The sequence below is a fragment of the Streptomyces armeniacus genome (assembly GCF_003355155.1).
Lineage (GTDB): Bacteria > Actinomycetota > Actinomycetes > Streptomycetales > Streptomycetaceae > Streptomyces > Streptomyces armeniacus.
Genome location: NZ_CP031320.1, coordinates 6478337 through 6492947, shown reverse-complemented (window position 1 = coordinate 6492947; position 14611 = coordinate 6478337). Strand labels below are relative to the sequence as shown.

The 14611-nt window shown below is 70.0% G+C and carries 14 protein-coding genes and 2 pseudogenes; 11 read left to right on the top strand and 5 right to left on the bottom strand.

Annotated elements, in window-relative coordinates:
• The first annotated feature begins 328 nt into the window (after window positions 1-328).
• From DVA86_RS28265 to DVA86_RS28220, 11 genes and pseudogenes are all read left to right on the top strand, one after another.
• A complete protein-coding gene (locus tag DVA86_RS28265) occupies window positions 329-3367 on the top strand; it encodes a Tn3 family transposase (RefSeq protein ID WP_208882529.1) in 3039 nt (1012 codons plus the stop codon).
• Window positions 3368-3540: 173 nt separating this feature from the next.
• Window positions 3541-3846, top strand: coding sequence for a putative quinol monooxygenase (locus DVA86_RS28260; RefSeq protein ID WP_030878133.1), 306 nt, complete (start codon window positions 3541-3543; stop codon window positions 3844-3846).
• A 205-nt stretch (window positions 3847-4051) separates the two neighbouring features.
• Window positions 4052-4465: a GlcG/HbpS family heme-binding protein gene (locus tag DVA86_RS28255; RefSeq protein WP_208882528.1), complete on the top strand. Its 414-nt coding sequence runs from the start codon at window positions 4052-4054 to the stop codon at window positions 4463-4465.
• 249 nt (window positions 4466-4714) lie between these two features.
• Window positions 4715-4906: a hypothetical protein gene (locus DVA86_RS28250; RefSeq protein WP_208882526.1), complete on the top strand. Its 192-nt coding sequence runs from the start codon at window positions 4715-4717 to the stop codon at window positions 4904-4906.
• A gap of 75 nt (window positions 4907-4981) precedes the next feature.
• A complete protein-coding gene (locus DVA86_RS28245) occupies window positions 4982-5539 on the top strand; it encodes a type 1 glutamine amidotransferase domain-containing protein (protein ID WP_184772824.1) in 558 nt (185 codons plus the stop codon).
• A 79-nt stretch (window positions 5540-5618) separates the two neighbouring features.
• Window positions 5619-6812, top strand: a complete 1194-nt coding sequence (locus tag DVA86_RS28240) for an alcohol dehydrogenase catalytic domain-containing protein (RefSeq protein ID WP_208882523.1) — start codon at window positions 5619-5621, stop codon at window positions 6810-6812.
• Between the two features lie 261 nt (window positions 6813-7073).
• Window positions 7074-7205: pseudogene (locus tag DVA86_RS36340) on the top strand (IS630 family transposase); the annotation flags it as partial.
• Between the two features lie 488 nt (window positions 7206-7693).
• A pseudogene (locus DVA86_RS36335) lies at window positions 7694-7792 on the top strand (zinc finger domain-containing protein); the annotation flags it as partial.
• Window positions 7775-8629: a recombinase family protein gene (locus tag DVA86_RS28230; protein ID WP_245997290.1), complete on the top strand. Its 855-nt coding sequence runs from the start codon at window positions 7775-7777 to the stop codon at window positions 8627-8629. The pseudogene DVA86_RS36335 and the gene DVA86_RS28230, both read left to right, overlap by 18 nt.
• Window positions 8630-8738: 109 nt before the next feature.
• Complete coding sequence (locus tag DVA86_RS28225) at window positions 8739-9968, top strand: adenosine deaminase (RefSeq protein ID WP_208882522.1); 1230 nt, start codon at window positions 8739-8741, stop codon at window positions 9966-9968.
• A 136-nt stretch (window positions 9969-10104) separates the two neighbouring features.
• A complete protein-coding gene (locus tag DVA86_RS28220; RefSeq protein WP_208882520.1) occupies window positions 10105-10479 on the top strand; it encodes an ATP-binding protein in 375 nt (124 codons plus the stop codon).
• Between the two features lie 166 nt (window positions 10480-10645).
• Here DVA86_RS28220 and DVA86_RS28215 read toward each other — a convergent pair whose 3' ends face one another.
• The 5 genes from DVA86_RS28215 to afsQ1 form a co-directional block, all read right to left on the bottom strand.
• Window positions 10646-10846, bottom strand: a complete 201-nt coding sequence (locus DVA86_RS28215; protein ID WP_208882518.1) for a PspC domain-containing protein — start codon at window positions 10844-10846, stop codon at window positions 10646-10648.
• A 76-nt stretch (window positions 10847-10922) separates the two neighbouring features.
• Window positions 10923-11459 carry a VanZ family protein gene (locus DVA86_RS28210; RefSeq protein WP_245997288.1) on the bottom strand — a complete coding sequence of 179 codons (537 nt, stop codon included), beginning with the start codon at window positions 11457-11459 and terminating at the stop codon, window positions 10923-10925.
• An 83-nt stretch (window positions 11460-11542) separates the two neighbouring features.
• The gene (locus tag DVA86_RS28205) at window positions 11543-12154 is read right to left on the bottom strand and encodes a hypothetical protein (protein WP_245997287.1); all 612 of its coding nucleotides are present in this window, start codon (window positions 12152-12154) and stop codon (window positions 11543-11545) included.
• A complete protein-coding gene (locus tag DVA86_RS28200; RefSeq protein ID WP_281279329.1) occupies window positions 12151-13746 on the bottom strand; it encodes a sensor histidine kinase in 1596 nt (531 codons plus the stop codon). The genes DVA86_RS28205 and DVA86_RS28200 overlap by 4 nt, the downstream gene beginning before the upstream one ends.
• A complete protein-coding gene (gene afsQ1, locus DVA86_RS28195) occupies window positions 13743-14420 on the bottom strand; it encodes a two-component system response regulator AfsQ1 (RefSeq protein WP_208882517.1) in 678 nt (225 codons plus the stop codon). Before afsQ1 ends, DVA86_RS28200 begins: the two co-directional genes overlap by 4 nt.
• Window positions 14421-14611: the final 191 nt, after the last annotated feature.

The following is a 14611-nucleotide window of genomic DNA, read 5'->3' as shown; positions in this document are numbered from 1 at the left end:
TTACGTATCAAAAGCGTCCGGCGGCAGCGTGTGACGGAAGGCGCCCGAGGGACGTCCGTACGAGTCCCCGCGCACCCCCGCGCACCCCCGCGCGTCCCGAACCGGCCCGTGCGGCGCCCGTGCCGCGCCGTACCGCGGACGTACCGGCGCCGTACGGCACCCGTCACCCGCCGTACACGGCCCTGCTCTCCCGAAGCTGCCGCGAAGTGACAAGTAGCTCTCTGTAGCGGATCTGGGGTGCGCTTGTCAGCGTTTTCGATCTTCTGGGTTCATCGGGGGCCGTGCTCGGCGACCTTGGTCCGGTCATGACGACCGGAGGGAGCGCGGGGTGCGGCAGGAGTGGGAGCCGGAGGACCTGATCGAGGTCTGGACGCTGCTGGAGGAGGACCAGGAGCGGTTGCGGAACAAGTCGGGGGCGAACCGGCTGGGGTTCGCGTTGTTGCTGAAGTTCTTCGAGGTGGAGGCACGGTTCCCGGAGAACGCCGAGGAGATCCCGGCGCCGGCGGTGGCGTACGTGGCCCAGCAGGTGAAGGTGCTGGCCGGGGAGTTGGCGGCGTACGACTGGGCGGGGCGGGCGATCAAGCGGCACCGGGTTGAGATCCGGGGCGCGTTCGGGTTCCGGGAGTGCACCGCGGAGGACCAGGCCCAGCTCGCCGAGTGGCTGGCGGTGGAGCTGTGCGGGGTGGAGCTGTCGAGGGACCGGCTGGCGGAGGCGGTGGTGGCCCGCTGCCGCAAGGACCGGCTGGAGCCGCCGACGCCGGGGCGTATCGCCCGCCTGGTGGGGTCGGCGGTCAGCACCTTCGAGGAACGGTTCTGCGCGGCCACGGTGGGCCGGCTGTCGGCGGCGACCCGGTCCCGGCTGGACGACCTGGTCGCCGAGGACGCCGGCGGCGAGGAGTCTGCGGGCGGCGGCGTGTCGTTCTTCTCCGAGCTGAAGGCGGACCCCGGTGCGCTGGGCCTGGACAGTCTCCTAGCGGAGGTGAACAAGCTCCAGCGGGTGCGCGCGCTGGAGCTGGCGCCGGAGCTGTTCGGGGACGTATCGGAGAAGCTGGTGGCCGCCTGGCGGGGGCGGGCGTCGAAGGAGTACCCCTCGGACCTGCGGGCGGCAGCCGGACCGGTGCGGTACACGCTGCTGGCCGCGCTGTGCCACGTGCGGCAGACAGAGATCACCGACTCGCTGGTGGAGCTGTTCATCCAGCTGGTGCAGCGGATCAACACGCGGGCGGAGAAGAAGGTCGAGGGCGAGTTCACCAAGGACCTCAAGCGGGTGCGCGGCAAGGAGGGCATCCTGCTGCGGCTGGCGGAGGCGGCGGTCGCGGAGCCGGGTGGCACGGTCCGCCGGGTGATCTTCCCGGTGGCCGGGGAGTCCACGCTCAAGGCGCTGGCTGCGGAGGCGGCGGCGAACGAGGCCCGCTACCGGGCGCGGGTGCGTACGGTGCTGCGGTCGTCGTACTCGGGGCACTGGCGGCGGATGCTGTCCCCGCTGCTCGGGGCGCTGGAGCTGAAGTGCAACAACACCGCCTACCGGCCGGTGATGGACGCCATTGACCTGCTGAAGCGGTACCTGGACCAGCCCATCGCCAAGGAGGGCGCGTTCTTCGACGAGTCGGAGAAGATCCCGCTGGCCGGGGTGGTACGCGAGGAGTGGCGCAAGGCGGTCGTGGACGAACGCGGCCGGGTCGAGCGCATCCCGTACGAGCTGTGCGTGCTGGTGTCGCTGCGGGACGCGCTGCGGCGCCGGGAGATCTGGGTGCCGGGCGCGGGCCGGTGGCAGAACCCGGAGGACGACCTGCCGCCGGACTTCGAGGACAACCGCGACGTGCACTACGACGCGATCCGCCAGCCCCAGGACCCCCACGCCTTCATCGACGCGCTGAAGAAGCGGCTGCGGGAGTCCCTGACCCGCTTCGACACCGCGCTGGAGCTGGGCACGACGGGCGGGGTGGACATCGTCCGCAAGCACGGCGAGCCGTGGATCAAGGTCTCGCCGCTGGGCAAGCAGGTGGAGCCGGAGAACCTGGTGGCGCTGAAGGCGGAGATCGAGCGGCGGTGGGGCACCATCGACCTGATCGACATCCTGAAGGAGGCCGAGTTCGCCACCGGGTTCACGTCCGAGTTCGCCTCGGTCGCCACCAGGGAGGCGGTCCCGAAGGCGGTGCTGCGGCGCCGGCTGCTGCTGGTGCTGTTCGCGCTGGGCACGAACATGGGCATCAAGCGGGTCGCGGTCACCGGCAAGCACGGCGAGAGCGAGGCCGTCCTGCGCCGCGTGCGGCACCTGTTCGTCAACCGCACCAACCTGCGCGCCGCCCTGGTCCGGCTGGTCAACGCCACCTTCGCCGCCCGCGATCAGGCGTGGTGGGGCGAGGGCACCGCCTGCGCGTCGGACTCGAAGAAGTTCGGGTCCTGGTCCAGCAACTTCATGACCGAGTGGCACCAGCGCTACCGCGGCCCCGGCGTGATGATCTACTGGCACGTCGAGAAGAAATCGCTGTGCGTCTACTCCCAGCTCAAGTCCTGCTCCGCCTCCGAGGTCGCGGCCATGATCGAGGGCGTCCTGCGGCACTGCACGGACGTAGAGATCGACCGCCAGTACACCGACACCCACGGCGCTTCCATCGTCGGGTTCGCCTTCGCGCACATGCTCGGCTTCAACCTGCTGCCGAGACTGAAGAACGTCGGCTCAGCGCGGCTGTACCGGCCGGCGGCCGGTGAGGACGAGACCTGGCCGCATCTGGCGCCGGTGCTGTCGACCAAGACGATCGACTGGGACCTGATCGCCCAGCAGTACGACCAGATCGTGAAGTACACCACCGCCCTGCGCCTGGGCACCGCCGAGGCCGAGCAGGTCCTGCGGCGCTTCACCCGCGGCGGGCCCAAGCACCCGACGTACCGGGCGATCGAGGAGCTGGGCCGGGCGGTACGTACGGCGTTCATCTGCGACTACCTCGCCGACGCCGACCTGCGCCGCGAGATCAACGACGGCCTCCAGGTCGTGGAGAACTGGAACAGCGCCAACCACGATCTGTTCTACGGCAAGGACGGCGACCTGACCGGCTCCGACAAGGAGTCCCAGGAGGTATCCATGCTCGCCCTGCACCTGCTCCAGTCCGCGCTGGTACACGTCAACACCCTGCTGCTCCAGGACATCCTGAGCGAGGAGAAGTGGCAGAAGAGGCTCACCGACGCCGACCGGCGGGCCCTGTCCCCGCTGTTCTGGACGCACGTGAACCCCTACGGCCGGTTCGAGCTGGACATGAACTCCCACCTCGACCTCGCCCTTGCCGCCACGGTGCCCGGCCCCCGGACCGCGCCCGAGGCGGAAACCGCCCGATCGGCGACGGACGGTGCGGCTGGGTCGGCATCCTGAAGACCTGGGCCCGGCGTCGCTCCCCGGCGGCTGGATCAAAAAAATCGCAAAAGGTGACAAAATAGGTGAAATGAGGCATCGGCGCGGCCGTACAGGAGACCCGTTCGACGCCAACCGGTCACGGCAGTGCCCGGCCGCTCCCGGGCGAGCGAGCACCTGAAAGGAGTCCCCGCATGGCCAACATCAACGTCGCGCTGCACGTACAGGTCGAGGCCCAGCCCGGCAAAGAGGAAGAGGTCGCCGCCTTTCTCCGCGACGGCCTTGCCATCGTGCAGGAGGAGCCCGACACCGTCGCCTGGTTCGCCGTGCGCCTGGGCCCGTCCACCTTCGCCATCTTCGACGCCTTCCCCCACGACGCCGCACGCCAGGCCCACCTCGCCGGCCGCCTGGGCAGCGCCCTGACGGAACGAGCCGGTGAACTGTTCGCCCAACCGCCGTCCGTCGAGCAACTCGACGTCCTCGCCCACAAACTCCCCTGAAGACCAAACTTCCCTGTCCACGCCCGGCGCGTCGGACTGGTCCCGGCCGGCGCCCGAATCACCGCACCGGCGATCGATTGGGCCGTCATGGGGTGGGCCTGCCGTGCGCGTCGGAGCACGCGAGGTTCGGCCAGGTAGGCGGAGGCGCGCGGGGTCGGAATACACCAAGCGACAACCGCGTATCCACAGCAGAAAGGACCTTGCCATGACCATCAAGACGGAGTCAGTGTCCCTGGAGGACGCCCGGCGAGTCGTCGCTGCGGGGGAGGCCAAGGCCGACGAGATCGGCCCGCCGAGCAACATCGCCGTCGTCGACGTCGGCGGCAACCTCGTCGCGCACATCCGGATGGACGAGGCTTGGATCGGGAGCGTCGACATCTCCATCAACAAGGCCTTCACGTCCCGGGCCTTCGACATCACTACCGCCGACCTGGCCGCCAACGCGGGTCCCGGTGAGCAGTTCTTCGGGATCAACGCATCCAACAACGGACGCGTCATGATCTTCGCGGGCGGTGTCCCGCTGCGGCACGGCGGCCGGATCGTCGGCGCCGTGGGCGTCAGCGGCGGCAGCGGTGAGCAGGACCAGACCGTGGCCGAGGCTGCGGCGACGGCCTTCTGACGACTGGCCCCGCCATGCCGTGATCAGCGGAGACCCCAGCGCGGCCGCTCGTTGGAAACTTTCCAGTTCGCCAAGAACAAACCGGGCTGGATCATTACCAGGTCCGCATACACGACGCCGGGTACCGGCACATCACCGGCCATGCATGGCGATTCGACCCTTTTTGACATCTCTTGTGGGGGTGAGACAGTGGAAGTGGTGAGGCTTTTCCGTGCGGCACTCCGTCCACGGTGATGTGCCCACCAGACCGTGGGGACGGGCCAGGTCAACGTCAAGGCGTACAAACGGCAGCTGTGCGGGTTGATCGAGCAGGGCAAGTCCAAGCCGTCCTGGATCGTCTTCCAGGAGCTGTCGCTGGACCAGGCGCCGCAGGCCGACCAGCACTTCGGCCACCGCGAGGACGGTTGGACCAAGGTCCTCCTCCAACTCGACGGCAGCTGAGCGGCGGCAGCACGGGCCCGAACCGGTCCCCCGCTGACGGTCTATAGGAGCTTCCCCCGGAAGGAACCACGCACCATGACCAACGAACTGCACGGCAGGAAGGTCGCAATCCTGGCCACGGACGGCGTTGAGCGCGTCGAGCTCGAACAGCCTCTCGGCGCACTGCTGGGCGCTGGAGCGCAGGCCGAACTCCTCTCCCTCCACACCGGCGAGATCAACGCGCGCCAGATGGACATCGACCCGGCCGGAACCTTTACCGTGGACAAGAAGGTCGCTGACGCCCGTGTGGGTGACTACGATGCGCTCCTGCTGCCCGGCGGCACCATGAACCCCGACCAGCTGCGCACCGATCCCGACGCCGTCGCCTTCGTGAGGGAGTTCGTGGAGACCGGGAAACCCGTTGCCACCATCTGCCACGGACCTTGGATACTGGCGGAGGCTGGCGTGCTGCGCGGTCGCCGCCTCACCTCCTGGCCCAGCATTCGTACTGACCTGCGCAACGCCGGCGCCGAGGTGGTCGACGAGGAGGTCGTGATCGACGGCCAGCTGATCTCCAGCCGCGGCCCGCAGGACCTCCCCGCCTTCTGCAAGGCGATCATCGAACGCTTCGCCGCTGCACTGCAACCTGCCTGATCGAGTGAAGTCGCAAGCCACCGAATGACATCCGGCATTCCCACGGCCGAGTCCCCGTGGATCAGCAGAGGAGATCGTCATGGCAAGCAGCAACCGCGCCGTCACCTTCCAGAACCCGAAGGACATGCGCGTCGAGTCCCTGGACTTCCCGAAGCTTCAGATGCCGAACGGGAAGAAGGCCCCGCACGGAGTCATCCTCCGGATCGTCGCCACCAACATCTGCGGTAGCGACCTGCACATCTACCGCGGGTCCTTCCCTGTGCCTCAGGGCATGGTGGTGGGGCACGAGATGACCGGGGAGGTCATCGAGGTCGGCCCCGACGTCGAGTTCCTCAGCGAGGGCGACCTCGTCTCCGTCCCGTTCAACGTCGCCTGCGGCCGATGCCGCAACTGCAGGGCGCGCCGGACCGAGGTCTGCGAGACCACGAACCCCAAGGTGGCCTGCGGAGCGTACGGCTTCAACCTGGGCGACTGGACCGGCGGCCAGGCCGAGTACCTGTTCGTCCCGTACGCCGACTTCCAGCTCCTGCGCTTCCCGGACAGGGACCAGGCCATGGCCAAGATCCGTGACCTGGCGCTGCTCTCGGACATCCTGCCCACCGCGTTCCACGGTCTCATGGAGGCCGGTGCCAAGCCGGGCTCGACCGTGTACCTCGCCGGCGCCGGCCCGGTCGGTCGCTGCGGCGCAGCAGCGGCGCGCCTCCTCGGGGCGTCCTGCATCATCGTCGGCGATTACCACAAGGACCGCTTGGAGCTGGTGAAGAAGAACGGCTGCGAGACGATCGACCTGAGCCAGGACGCAGCGCTCACCGACCAGATCGAGGCCATCCTGGGCGAACCCATGGTCGACTGTGCAGTCGACTACGTCGGCACCGAGGCACACGGCATCGGCCGCGAGGCCGAGGACATGGACCCGGCCTACGCTATCAACCAGGTGATCGACGCCACCCGCGCGGGCGGAGCCACCGGAGTCATCGGCGTCTACGGCGCCGACCCGCTCGCGAAGTCGAAGGCCGAGCAAGAGGGAACGTACCCGCTCGACTTCGGCACGGCCTGGATCAAGTCGCCGCGGATCACCGGCGGGCAGGCACCGATCATGCACTACAACCGCGAGCTGATGATGGCGATCCTGTGGGACCGCATGCCCTACTTGAGCGCCATGCTCAACACGAAGGTGATCAGCCTCGACGACGCCCCCGACGCCTACGCGACCTTCGACGCGGGAGCGTCCGAGAAGTTCATCATCGACCCCCACGGCCTCATTCCCGCCTGAGGCCCGCGATCCGAGAAACAGTGCCGAACTCGCCCGCCTCTCACGTTGCCGCACCGGAGAGGCGTGAGAGGGCAGTCCGTCGCTTCGTCTCGGGCGACGGCCTGCCCACTACGCCGTCGCTCGTGAGTTCGCAGGGGCGGATGAGGGGGTGTCAGGACGAGGGCGAGGGGTCGGCATCGTCCGTCCGCGACGAGGTGGATCTGGGTGGTGAATCCTCCGCGGGAACGTCCCAGACACTCGCGCCGATCTGACCACCTCCTCACCGCACGGACCTGGGCCCGACGCGGACGCACACCCGTCATCCAGGTGCGGGGACGTTCCAGCGCCGCTTTCTCCATCGCCGCTCTGGCCTGCTACAAGCACGGTGAACGCGCAGAACCCATCTCTGAACCTCTGTCCGCCACCACGGCGGCGCTGCGGCGGCTGGGCCTTGGCTCGGCCACATCCGGTGGGAGGACGCGATGGTGCCGTATGCGGTGTGGCGCGGGCTGTGGTCGGTCAAGCGCGGCGCGTACCGCAATCAGCCGCTCGGCGGACCGCACGACGCGGCGCCGACTGCAAGCTGCTGCTTGCGAAGCTCGAACGGATGGCCGGGGTCGTGCCCGCCGACCGCTGGTGATCTTCACTGAAGGCAAGCAACGGCCAGAGCTGTACGCGGGGTTACTCTCACAAACGGTCCTTTGCCCGAGCAAGATCGATAATGGGTCGCCAGACCCCCGGGAACCTCGAATCGGTTCTCGGAACCCGTTCTCACTCAAAGAACGGTTGGACCCCCTTCTGAGACTTGCATTGTGCGAGAATCCGGGCTCATGACGGACCCTCAGCAGCCTTCCCCAACCGACCGGTCGGACGCCGACGACGTCGAATAGCACGCCTGTCCGAAGTGTGACGCGCAGCCCGGCTCGCCCTGCCGCTCACGCGGCGGCGCGGTCGCCTCCGCCTACCACACCCGCCGCTTCACGATGGTGCCCCGGCTCAAGAAGGCGCTGCGAATCCCGACCCCGGCCGACCGGGGTCCGGGCCGGCCGTGGCGCCCCGGCACCCCGCCGCCGACGCCCATCGACCCGGACCTGCCGAGCGCGGACATCCGCATCGGATACGCCCGCTGCTCGACCCTCGGGCAGGAACTCGACTCCCAGCTCGACGCGCTCAGCAAGCACGGCATCCCCAGGGACAAGATCTTCAGCGAGAAGATCAGCACCCGCGTCCGGGTCCGCCCCCAGTTCGAGGAGGCGCTGAAGACCGCGCGGGAGGTCAAGGCGCACGCCCCGCACTGCCGGGTCATCTTCACCGTGTACGAGATGAAGCGGCTCGGCCGCGACGCCGCCGAACTCACCGCGCTCGCCGACCACCTCACCGCCCACGGCCTCATCCTGGAGATGCTCGCCGGACCACTGCCCGGCATCTACGACCCCACCGGCCCGGGCAAGCTGCTGTTCGCGTTCTTCGCCGCGATGGCGGAGACCGAGCGGGAGAACATCCGGGAGTCGACGCTGGAAGGGCTCGACACCGCGGCCCGCAAGGGCAAGCATGGCGGCCGACCACCCGTCATCACCGACGACATGCTGCACACCGTGCTCCGCAGGCGGGCGCTCGGCGAGTCCGTCGAGCAGATCCAGCCCGACCTGTTCATCCCCACCGGCAAGCGCAAGGGGCAGAACCCCTCCGTCGCCAGCATCTACCGCGCGCTCGCCGAACACGCCAAGCGCAAGGCGTACCCCGAAGCCGTCGAACAGGCCCACGCCGACTTCGCCGCCCTCACCAGCAGCGAGGTTCCTCAACCGCGCACAGAAGCCAAGGCCCTAACAACACGCTGAGTTACTTGTCACTTCGCGGCAGCTTCGGGAGGACAGGGCCTACACGGACGTACGGCGGTGGCCCGATATCGCACTGCCGATCTACGCGCGTAGGCGCTACAGTACGGAAATGACGAGCGAGACCCCCATCACCATCCCCACCACGGAGCAGATCCGCCGCGCCCCGAAGGCGCTGTTGCACGACCACCTCGACGGCGGTCTCCGTCCGGCCACGATCATCGAGCTCGCGCGCGAGACCGGTTACGAGGGCCTTCCGGAGCCCGATGACGCGGACCGGCTCGAGACGTGGTTCCGTGAGTCGGCCGACTCCGGCTCCCTCGAGCGCTATCTGGAGACCTTCTCCCACACCTGCGCCGTGCTGCAGACCCGTGACGCGCTGGCCCGGGTGGCTGCCGAGTGCGCCGAGGACCTGGCCGCGGACGGTGTGGTGTACGCCGAGGTCCGGTACGCGCCGGAGCAGCACCTGGAGAAGGGGCTCACCCTGGAGCAGGTGGTCGAGGCCGTGAACGAGGGCTTCCGCGAGGGCGAGCGGCGGGCCCGCGCCGCCGGGAACCGTATCCGCGTGGGCGCCCTGCTCACCGCGATGCGGCACGCGGCCCGTGCCCTGGAGATCGCCGAACTCGCCAACCGCTACCGCGACCTGGGCGTCGTCGGCTTCGACATCGCGGGCGCCGAGGCGGGCTACCCGCCCACCCGGCACCTGGACGCGTTCGAGTACCTCAAGCGCGAGAACAACCACTTCACGATCCACGCGGGCGAGGCGTTCGGGCTGCCGTCCATCTGGCAGGCGCTGCAGTGGTGCGGCGCCGACCGGCTGGGGCACGGCGTGCGCATCATCGACGACATCCACGTCCCGGACGGCGCCCACTCCGGTGAGGGCGACGAGGGCGGCCCGTCCGGCGTCTCCGCCGCCAGGTCGGGGGAGGTGAAGCTCGGGCGCCTCGCCTCGTACGTACGGGACAAGCGTGTGCCGCTCGAGCTGTGCCCGACGTCGAACCTGCAGACGGGCGCGGCCTCGTCGTACGCCGAGCACCCCATCGGGCTGCTGCGGCGGCTGCACTTCCGGGCGACGGTGAACACCGACAACCGGCTGATGAGCGGCACCAGCATGAGCACCGAGTTCGAGCACCTGGTGCGGACGTTCCGGTACACGCTCGACGACATGCAGTGGTTCACCGTCAACGCGATGAAGTCCGCGTTCATCCCTTTCGATGAACGGCTCGCCATGATCAATGAAGTGATCAAGCCCGGGTACGCCGAGCTGAAGGCCGAGTGGCTGTTCCACGCCGCGGCCCCGGAACCGCCGCTGACCAGCGGCTCCGGCGAGTCCCAGAGCTGAGGCGGCACGGTCGCGGAGCGGCCGGGGCGCGGCGGTGACACGCCCGGCTCGGTCGTTTTGACCTGCTTGTGACCGATCAGGATGTGTGGCTACGTTCCCAGAGCTGCCCAAGCCACCACCACTGAGGGACGTACTCATGAAGCAGGCAACCATCAAGACCCTCGGCGTCACCGCGCTCGGCGCCGCGTTCGTCGCCGCGGGCTCCGGTCCCGCGTCCGCCGCCGACCTGTCGGGTCCGCTGGCCCCCGTGCACGGCGTCGTCAACGGCCTGGTGCAGGACACCGCTCCCGTGCAGAACGCGCTGTTCGGCGAGGGCGCGATCGGGAAGGTGCCGACGACCCCGGAGGACGTCGTGTCGAAGGAGCGGCTCGCCGAGAACAGCTCGGAGCAGGGCGGTCCGCTGGGGAACCTCTCCACGGACAACGCGGGCGAGCTGCTGGGCGGCCTGCCGCTGGTCGGCCAGCTCACCGGTGGCGGCGGCCTGCCGACGGGCGGCCTGCCCCTCGGCTGAGCGGCATCACGCACCAGCCGAGCAGCATCACGTACGGCGGATCGCCTGCGGCGCGTCACGTACCGCGCATCACCTGCGGCGCGTCACGTACCGCGCATCACGTACGGCGCGTCACGCACGGGCCGCGCACCGGCACAGGCAGTCCGCCGGGCGCGGCCCGCCGCCGTCACCAGGACGTGCGCTCCTGGTCGTTCGGCAGGAAGATCCACAGCGCGAGGTAGAGCAGGAACTGCGGGCCCGGCAGCAGGCACGAGGCCACGAATATGACCCGCATCGTGGTCGGGGTGGTGCCGAAGCGGCGTGCCAGTCCAGCGCACACACCGCCGATCATCCGGTTGTCACGGGGGCGGGCAAGCGCGGTCGACATGGCGTGGACTCCTTCGGTGTCGCGGGTGGCCGGCTGTGCTTCCACCGTAGGCACGCCCCGCCGGCGAGTCGTCGGACTAGGGTGCGATCCCGACCCTGGGGGCTCTCGGGGTCGGACCCTGAGCGCCCTCATCCCGCAGACTGACCCGCATCTGGTCCTTGCGGCCACCGCGGCCGTTCGCGCCGCCGCGCCGCAGCCGCGACCGCAGCAGCGGGTAGAGGAGTACGTGCGCGAGGCCCACGCCGGCGGCGTTCAGCATGATCGCGTCGATGTTCACGACCTGGCCCGGCACGCCCGTCTGTACGAGTGCGAGGCCCAGCGCGATCAGCACGCCCGCCAGCGTCGTACGCAGCGCCGTCCCCGGCAGCCGCCGCTGCAGCTGCCCCGCGGCCAGCGGCAGCAGCACGCCCAGCGGCGCCAGCAGCAGCAGTTCGCCGCCGATGCCCTCCAGCGCGGCCTGCGGCCCGCCGTCCAGGTCGGCGCGGATGGTGGCGAACGGATGCAGGTTGGTCGGGCAGACCCAGGGCACCGAGCGCGGACGCAGCGTCATCCACCCGACCACCAGCAGATGCACGGCGAGCAGGGCGGCACCTGCTGCACGGATACGGGACACGGGAACGCCGCTGTGGCCATGACGCTGCACGGGGAAAAGGACGCCGGCCCCGTGCGTGCGGTTCCGCTGCCGGGTGTGACCCGCTACACGGTGGTTCCGGCGGTCTCCGCCGCTTCCGGGCTCCTCCGCAGCGCCGTGTCGCACTCGTACCGGCGCAGCGGGTGCGCGGTGTCGTCCGCGGGCCCGCCGAGGACCACGGTGCCGTCGTCGTCGGCGATGCCGGTGTCCGCGTACGAGCACACGATCTGCGCCAGGGCGTACCGCGGCAGCTTGTCCAGCGGTGTGCTCAGCCGCAGGGCGTTCTCGGGGTCGCCGTCCCGGCCCTCGGTGATCTTGAGGTCACGCGGTACGGCGCTCTCGAAGCCCGCCGACTCCTCCTCCGGGCCCGGCGGGTCCTGGAGCTCGTCGAGGAGGGCGCGTACGAAGTCGGGGCGCTTCTCGGGGAGCCGTACGAGCCGGTGCACGGGGGCCACGCGGGAGCCGCACACCAGGTAGACGCGTGCCGCCGCGCCGTCCGGGACCGCGCGTGTCTCGCCGCCGCCGGGGATCATGCAGGCCACCCGGGACGGCGCGGCACCGGCGTCCACCGGCACCGAGGTGGAGCGGATACCGCAGCCGCCGAGGAGCGTGGCCGCCGTACCGAGCGCCAGCGTGGTCGCGGCGAGCCGCGCGAGGCGGCCGCGGCGCGCACTCATCGTTCGTTCCCCTTGTTCTCGTCCCCGTCGTCCCCGTCGTCGCCGCCGTCCCGGTCGGTGTCGCGGTCCTCGCCCGCCGCCGCGAGGCCGCTGGCGTCCCGCGGCAGCCGCAGCGTGAACACCGCGCCGCCGTCCGGCTCCTGGGCGTTGCGCGCCGTGATCTCACCGCCGTGGATGTGCGCGTTCTCCAGGGCGATCGACAGCCCGAGGCCGCTGCCCTCCGAACGCGGCCGGGACGCGCTCGCCTTGTAGAAGCGGTCGAACACGTGCGGCAGCACGTCCTCCGGGATGCCCGGCCCCTGGTCGGCGACCTCCACGAGCAGCTGCGCCTCGCCCGTCTGCGACCAGCCGGTCCGTACGGACACCCGCACCGGGGAGCCGCCGTGCTTCAGGGCGTTCCCGATCAGGTTCGCCAGGATGACGTCGAGCCGGCGCGGGTCGAGCCGCGCCATGATGCCGCGGTCCGCGTCCAGTTCGACGGCGTCGAGCCAGGCGCGCGCGTCGATGCAGGCCGTCACCTGGTCCGCGACGTCGACGGTGTCCAGCACCAGCTTGGCCGTTCCGGCGTCGAAGCGGGTGACCTCCATCAGGTTCTCCACCAGGTCGCCGAGCCGCCGCGTCTCGCTGACTACCAGCCCGACCGCGGGCGCGATCATGGGGTCGAGGTTGTCCTGCTCCTCCTCGAGCACCTCGGTCACCGCGGAGATCGCGGTCAGCGGCGTCCGCAGCTCGTGCGACATGTCGGCGACGAACCGCCGCGACGACGACTCGCGCGCGCTCAGCCCCGCCACCCGCTTCTCCAGGGACTCGGCGGTCCGGTTGAACGTACGGGAGAGGTCCGCCAGTTCGTCCGTACCGGACACCTTCAGGCGCGTGTTCAGCTCCCCCTCGCCCAGCCGCCGCGCGGCGTCCGCGAGCCGCCGTACGGGGCGCAGCACCGTCGTGGCCGCGGCCTGCGCCAGCAGCATCGCGGCGATCAGGGCCAGGCCGGTGGCGATGCCCAGGGACCAGGCGAGCGAGTTGAGGTCGTCGCGTTCGGGCGCGAGCGACTTGAGCATGTAGCCGGTGGGCGTGGGCTGCTCGCCTATCAGCTTGGCGCCGCCGACCAGCTGCGGCTCCTCGCCCTTGGTGATCCGCTGCCAGTAGAGGTGGTACGGGTAGTCGTTCGCGTCGTCGACCGGCCGCTTCTTGTCGACGGCCCGGCTCAGCTCGGCGGGCACGTCCTCGATCGTGAAGTCGTTCGTGTCGGAACTCACGTTGCAGCGGTTGCCGTCGCGGTCCGTGCCGAGCAGCACCACCTCGTAGCTCTGCGTGGAGTCGGACATGCGGACCGCCGCGTCCTGCAGTTCGTCGCAGCCGAACTTGCGCGGCAGCTGCCCGGCGCTGTCCTCCATGGCCTTGCGGAAGTCGTTGAGCGCGGCGTTCTGGGCGCGGGTGAGGACGGCGTCCCGGTTCAGCCAGTACGCGATGCCGGACGCCGACACGGCGGCCGTCAGCGCCACCAGCGCGAAGACCACGACGAGTCGCAGCCGCAGGGTCGGGAGGATGCCCAGCATCCGGCCGCGCAGCCGGCCGGAGGGAGCGTCGCTCACGAGGGCGCGTCCAGCCGGTAGCCGACTCCGCGCACCGTACGGATCAGGGTCGGGGACGAGGGGACGTCCTCCACCTTCGCGCGCAGCCGCTGCACGCAGGCGTCGACGAGCCGCGAGTCACCGAGGTAGTCGTGCTCCCAGACCAGCCGCAGCAGCTGCTGCCGGGACAGCGCCTGGCCGGGCCGCCGGCTCAGCTCCAGCAGCAACCGGAGCTCGGTGGGCGTCAGTTGCAGATCCTCGCCGCTCTTGGTGACGGTCATCGCCGACCGGTCGATGACGAGCGAGCCGAAGGAGGCCGAGTCGTTCGCCTCCCGCTCGCCGCGCCGCATCACCGCGCGGATACGGGCGTCCAGCACGCGACCCTGCACCGGCTTGACGACGTAGTCGTCGGCGCCGGACTCCAGGCCCACGACCACGTCGATGTCGTCGCTGCGCGCGGTGAGCAGAATGATCGGCAGCTGGTCGGTGCGCCGGATGCGCCGGCACACCTCGAAGCCGTCGATACCAGGCAGCATCACGTCGAGCACGATCAGGTCCGGACGCTGTTCGCGCAGCAGTTTCAGGCCGTCCTCGCCCGACGCGGCGGTCACCACGCGGTGGCCCTGGCGGGTCAGACTCATCTCCAGGGCGGTACGGACAGCGTCGTCATCCTCGATCAGCAACAGGAAAGCCACGCGCGCCATTCTGTCCCATGGCCCCCTCCGACTTCGACCGCGCGGTCCGGGCAAGTGCGCGGAGGGCCCGGAGAACGGCGGGGGAAGGAGGCGCCTGCCCCTGTGACAGGCCTGTGACACTCGGGCGACCCCGTCATGAAACTGGCTCGGCAATGTATTCCCCACGAGCAAGCGACCGGCAGCTCCACGAG

Excerpts from the sequence above, each read along its gene's own strand:
- DVA86_RS28230 (WP_245997290.1), top strand. The coding sequence starts at position 7,775 with ATGGTGCCCCGGCTCAAGAAGGCGCTGCGAATCCCGACCCCGGCCGAC.
- DVA86_RS28255 (WP_208882528.1), top strand. The coding sequence starts at position 4,052 with ATGACCATCAAGACGGAGTCAGTGTCCCTGGAGGACGCCCGGCGAGTC.
- DVA86_RS28220 (WP_208882520.1), top strand. The coding sequence starts at position 10,105 with ATGAAGCAGGCAACCATCAAGACCCTCGGCGTCACCGCGCTCGGCGCC.
- DVA86_RS28245 (WP_184772824.1), top strand. The coding sequence starts at position 4,982 with ATGACCAACGAACTGCACGGCAGGAAGGTCGCAATCCTGGCCACGGAC.
- DVA86_RS28215 (WP_208882518.1), bottom strand. The coding sequence starts at position 10,846 with ATGTCGACCGCGCTTGCCCGCCCCCGTGACAACCGGATGATCGGCGGT.
- DVA86_RS28240 (WP_208882523.1), top strand. The coding sequence starts at position 5,619 with ATGGCAAGCAGCAACCGCGCCGTCACCTTCCAGAACCCGAAGGACATG.
- DVA86_RS28205 (WP_245997287.1), bottom strand. The coding sequence starts at position 12,154 with ATGAGTGCGCGCCGCGGCCGCCTCGCGCGGCTCGCCGCGACCACGCTG.
- DVA86_RS28260 (WP_030878133.1), top strand. The coding sequence starts at position 3,541 with ATGGCCAACATCAACGTCGCGCTGCACGTACAGGTCGAGGCCCAGCCC.
- DVA86_RS28225 (WP_208882522.1), top strand. The coding sequence starts at position 8,739 with ATGACGAGCGAGACCCCCATCACCATCCCCACCACGGAGCAGATCCGC.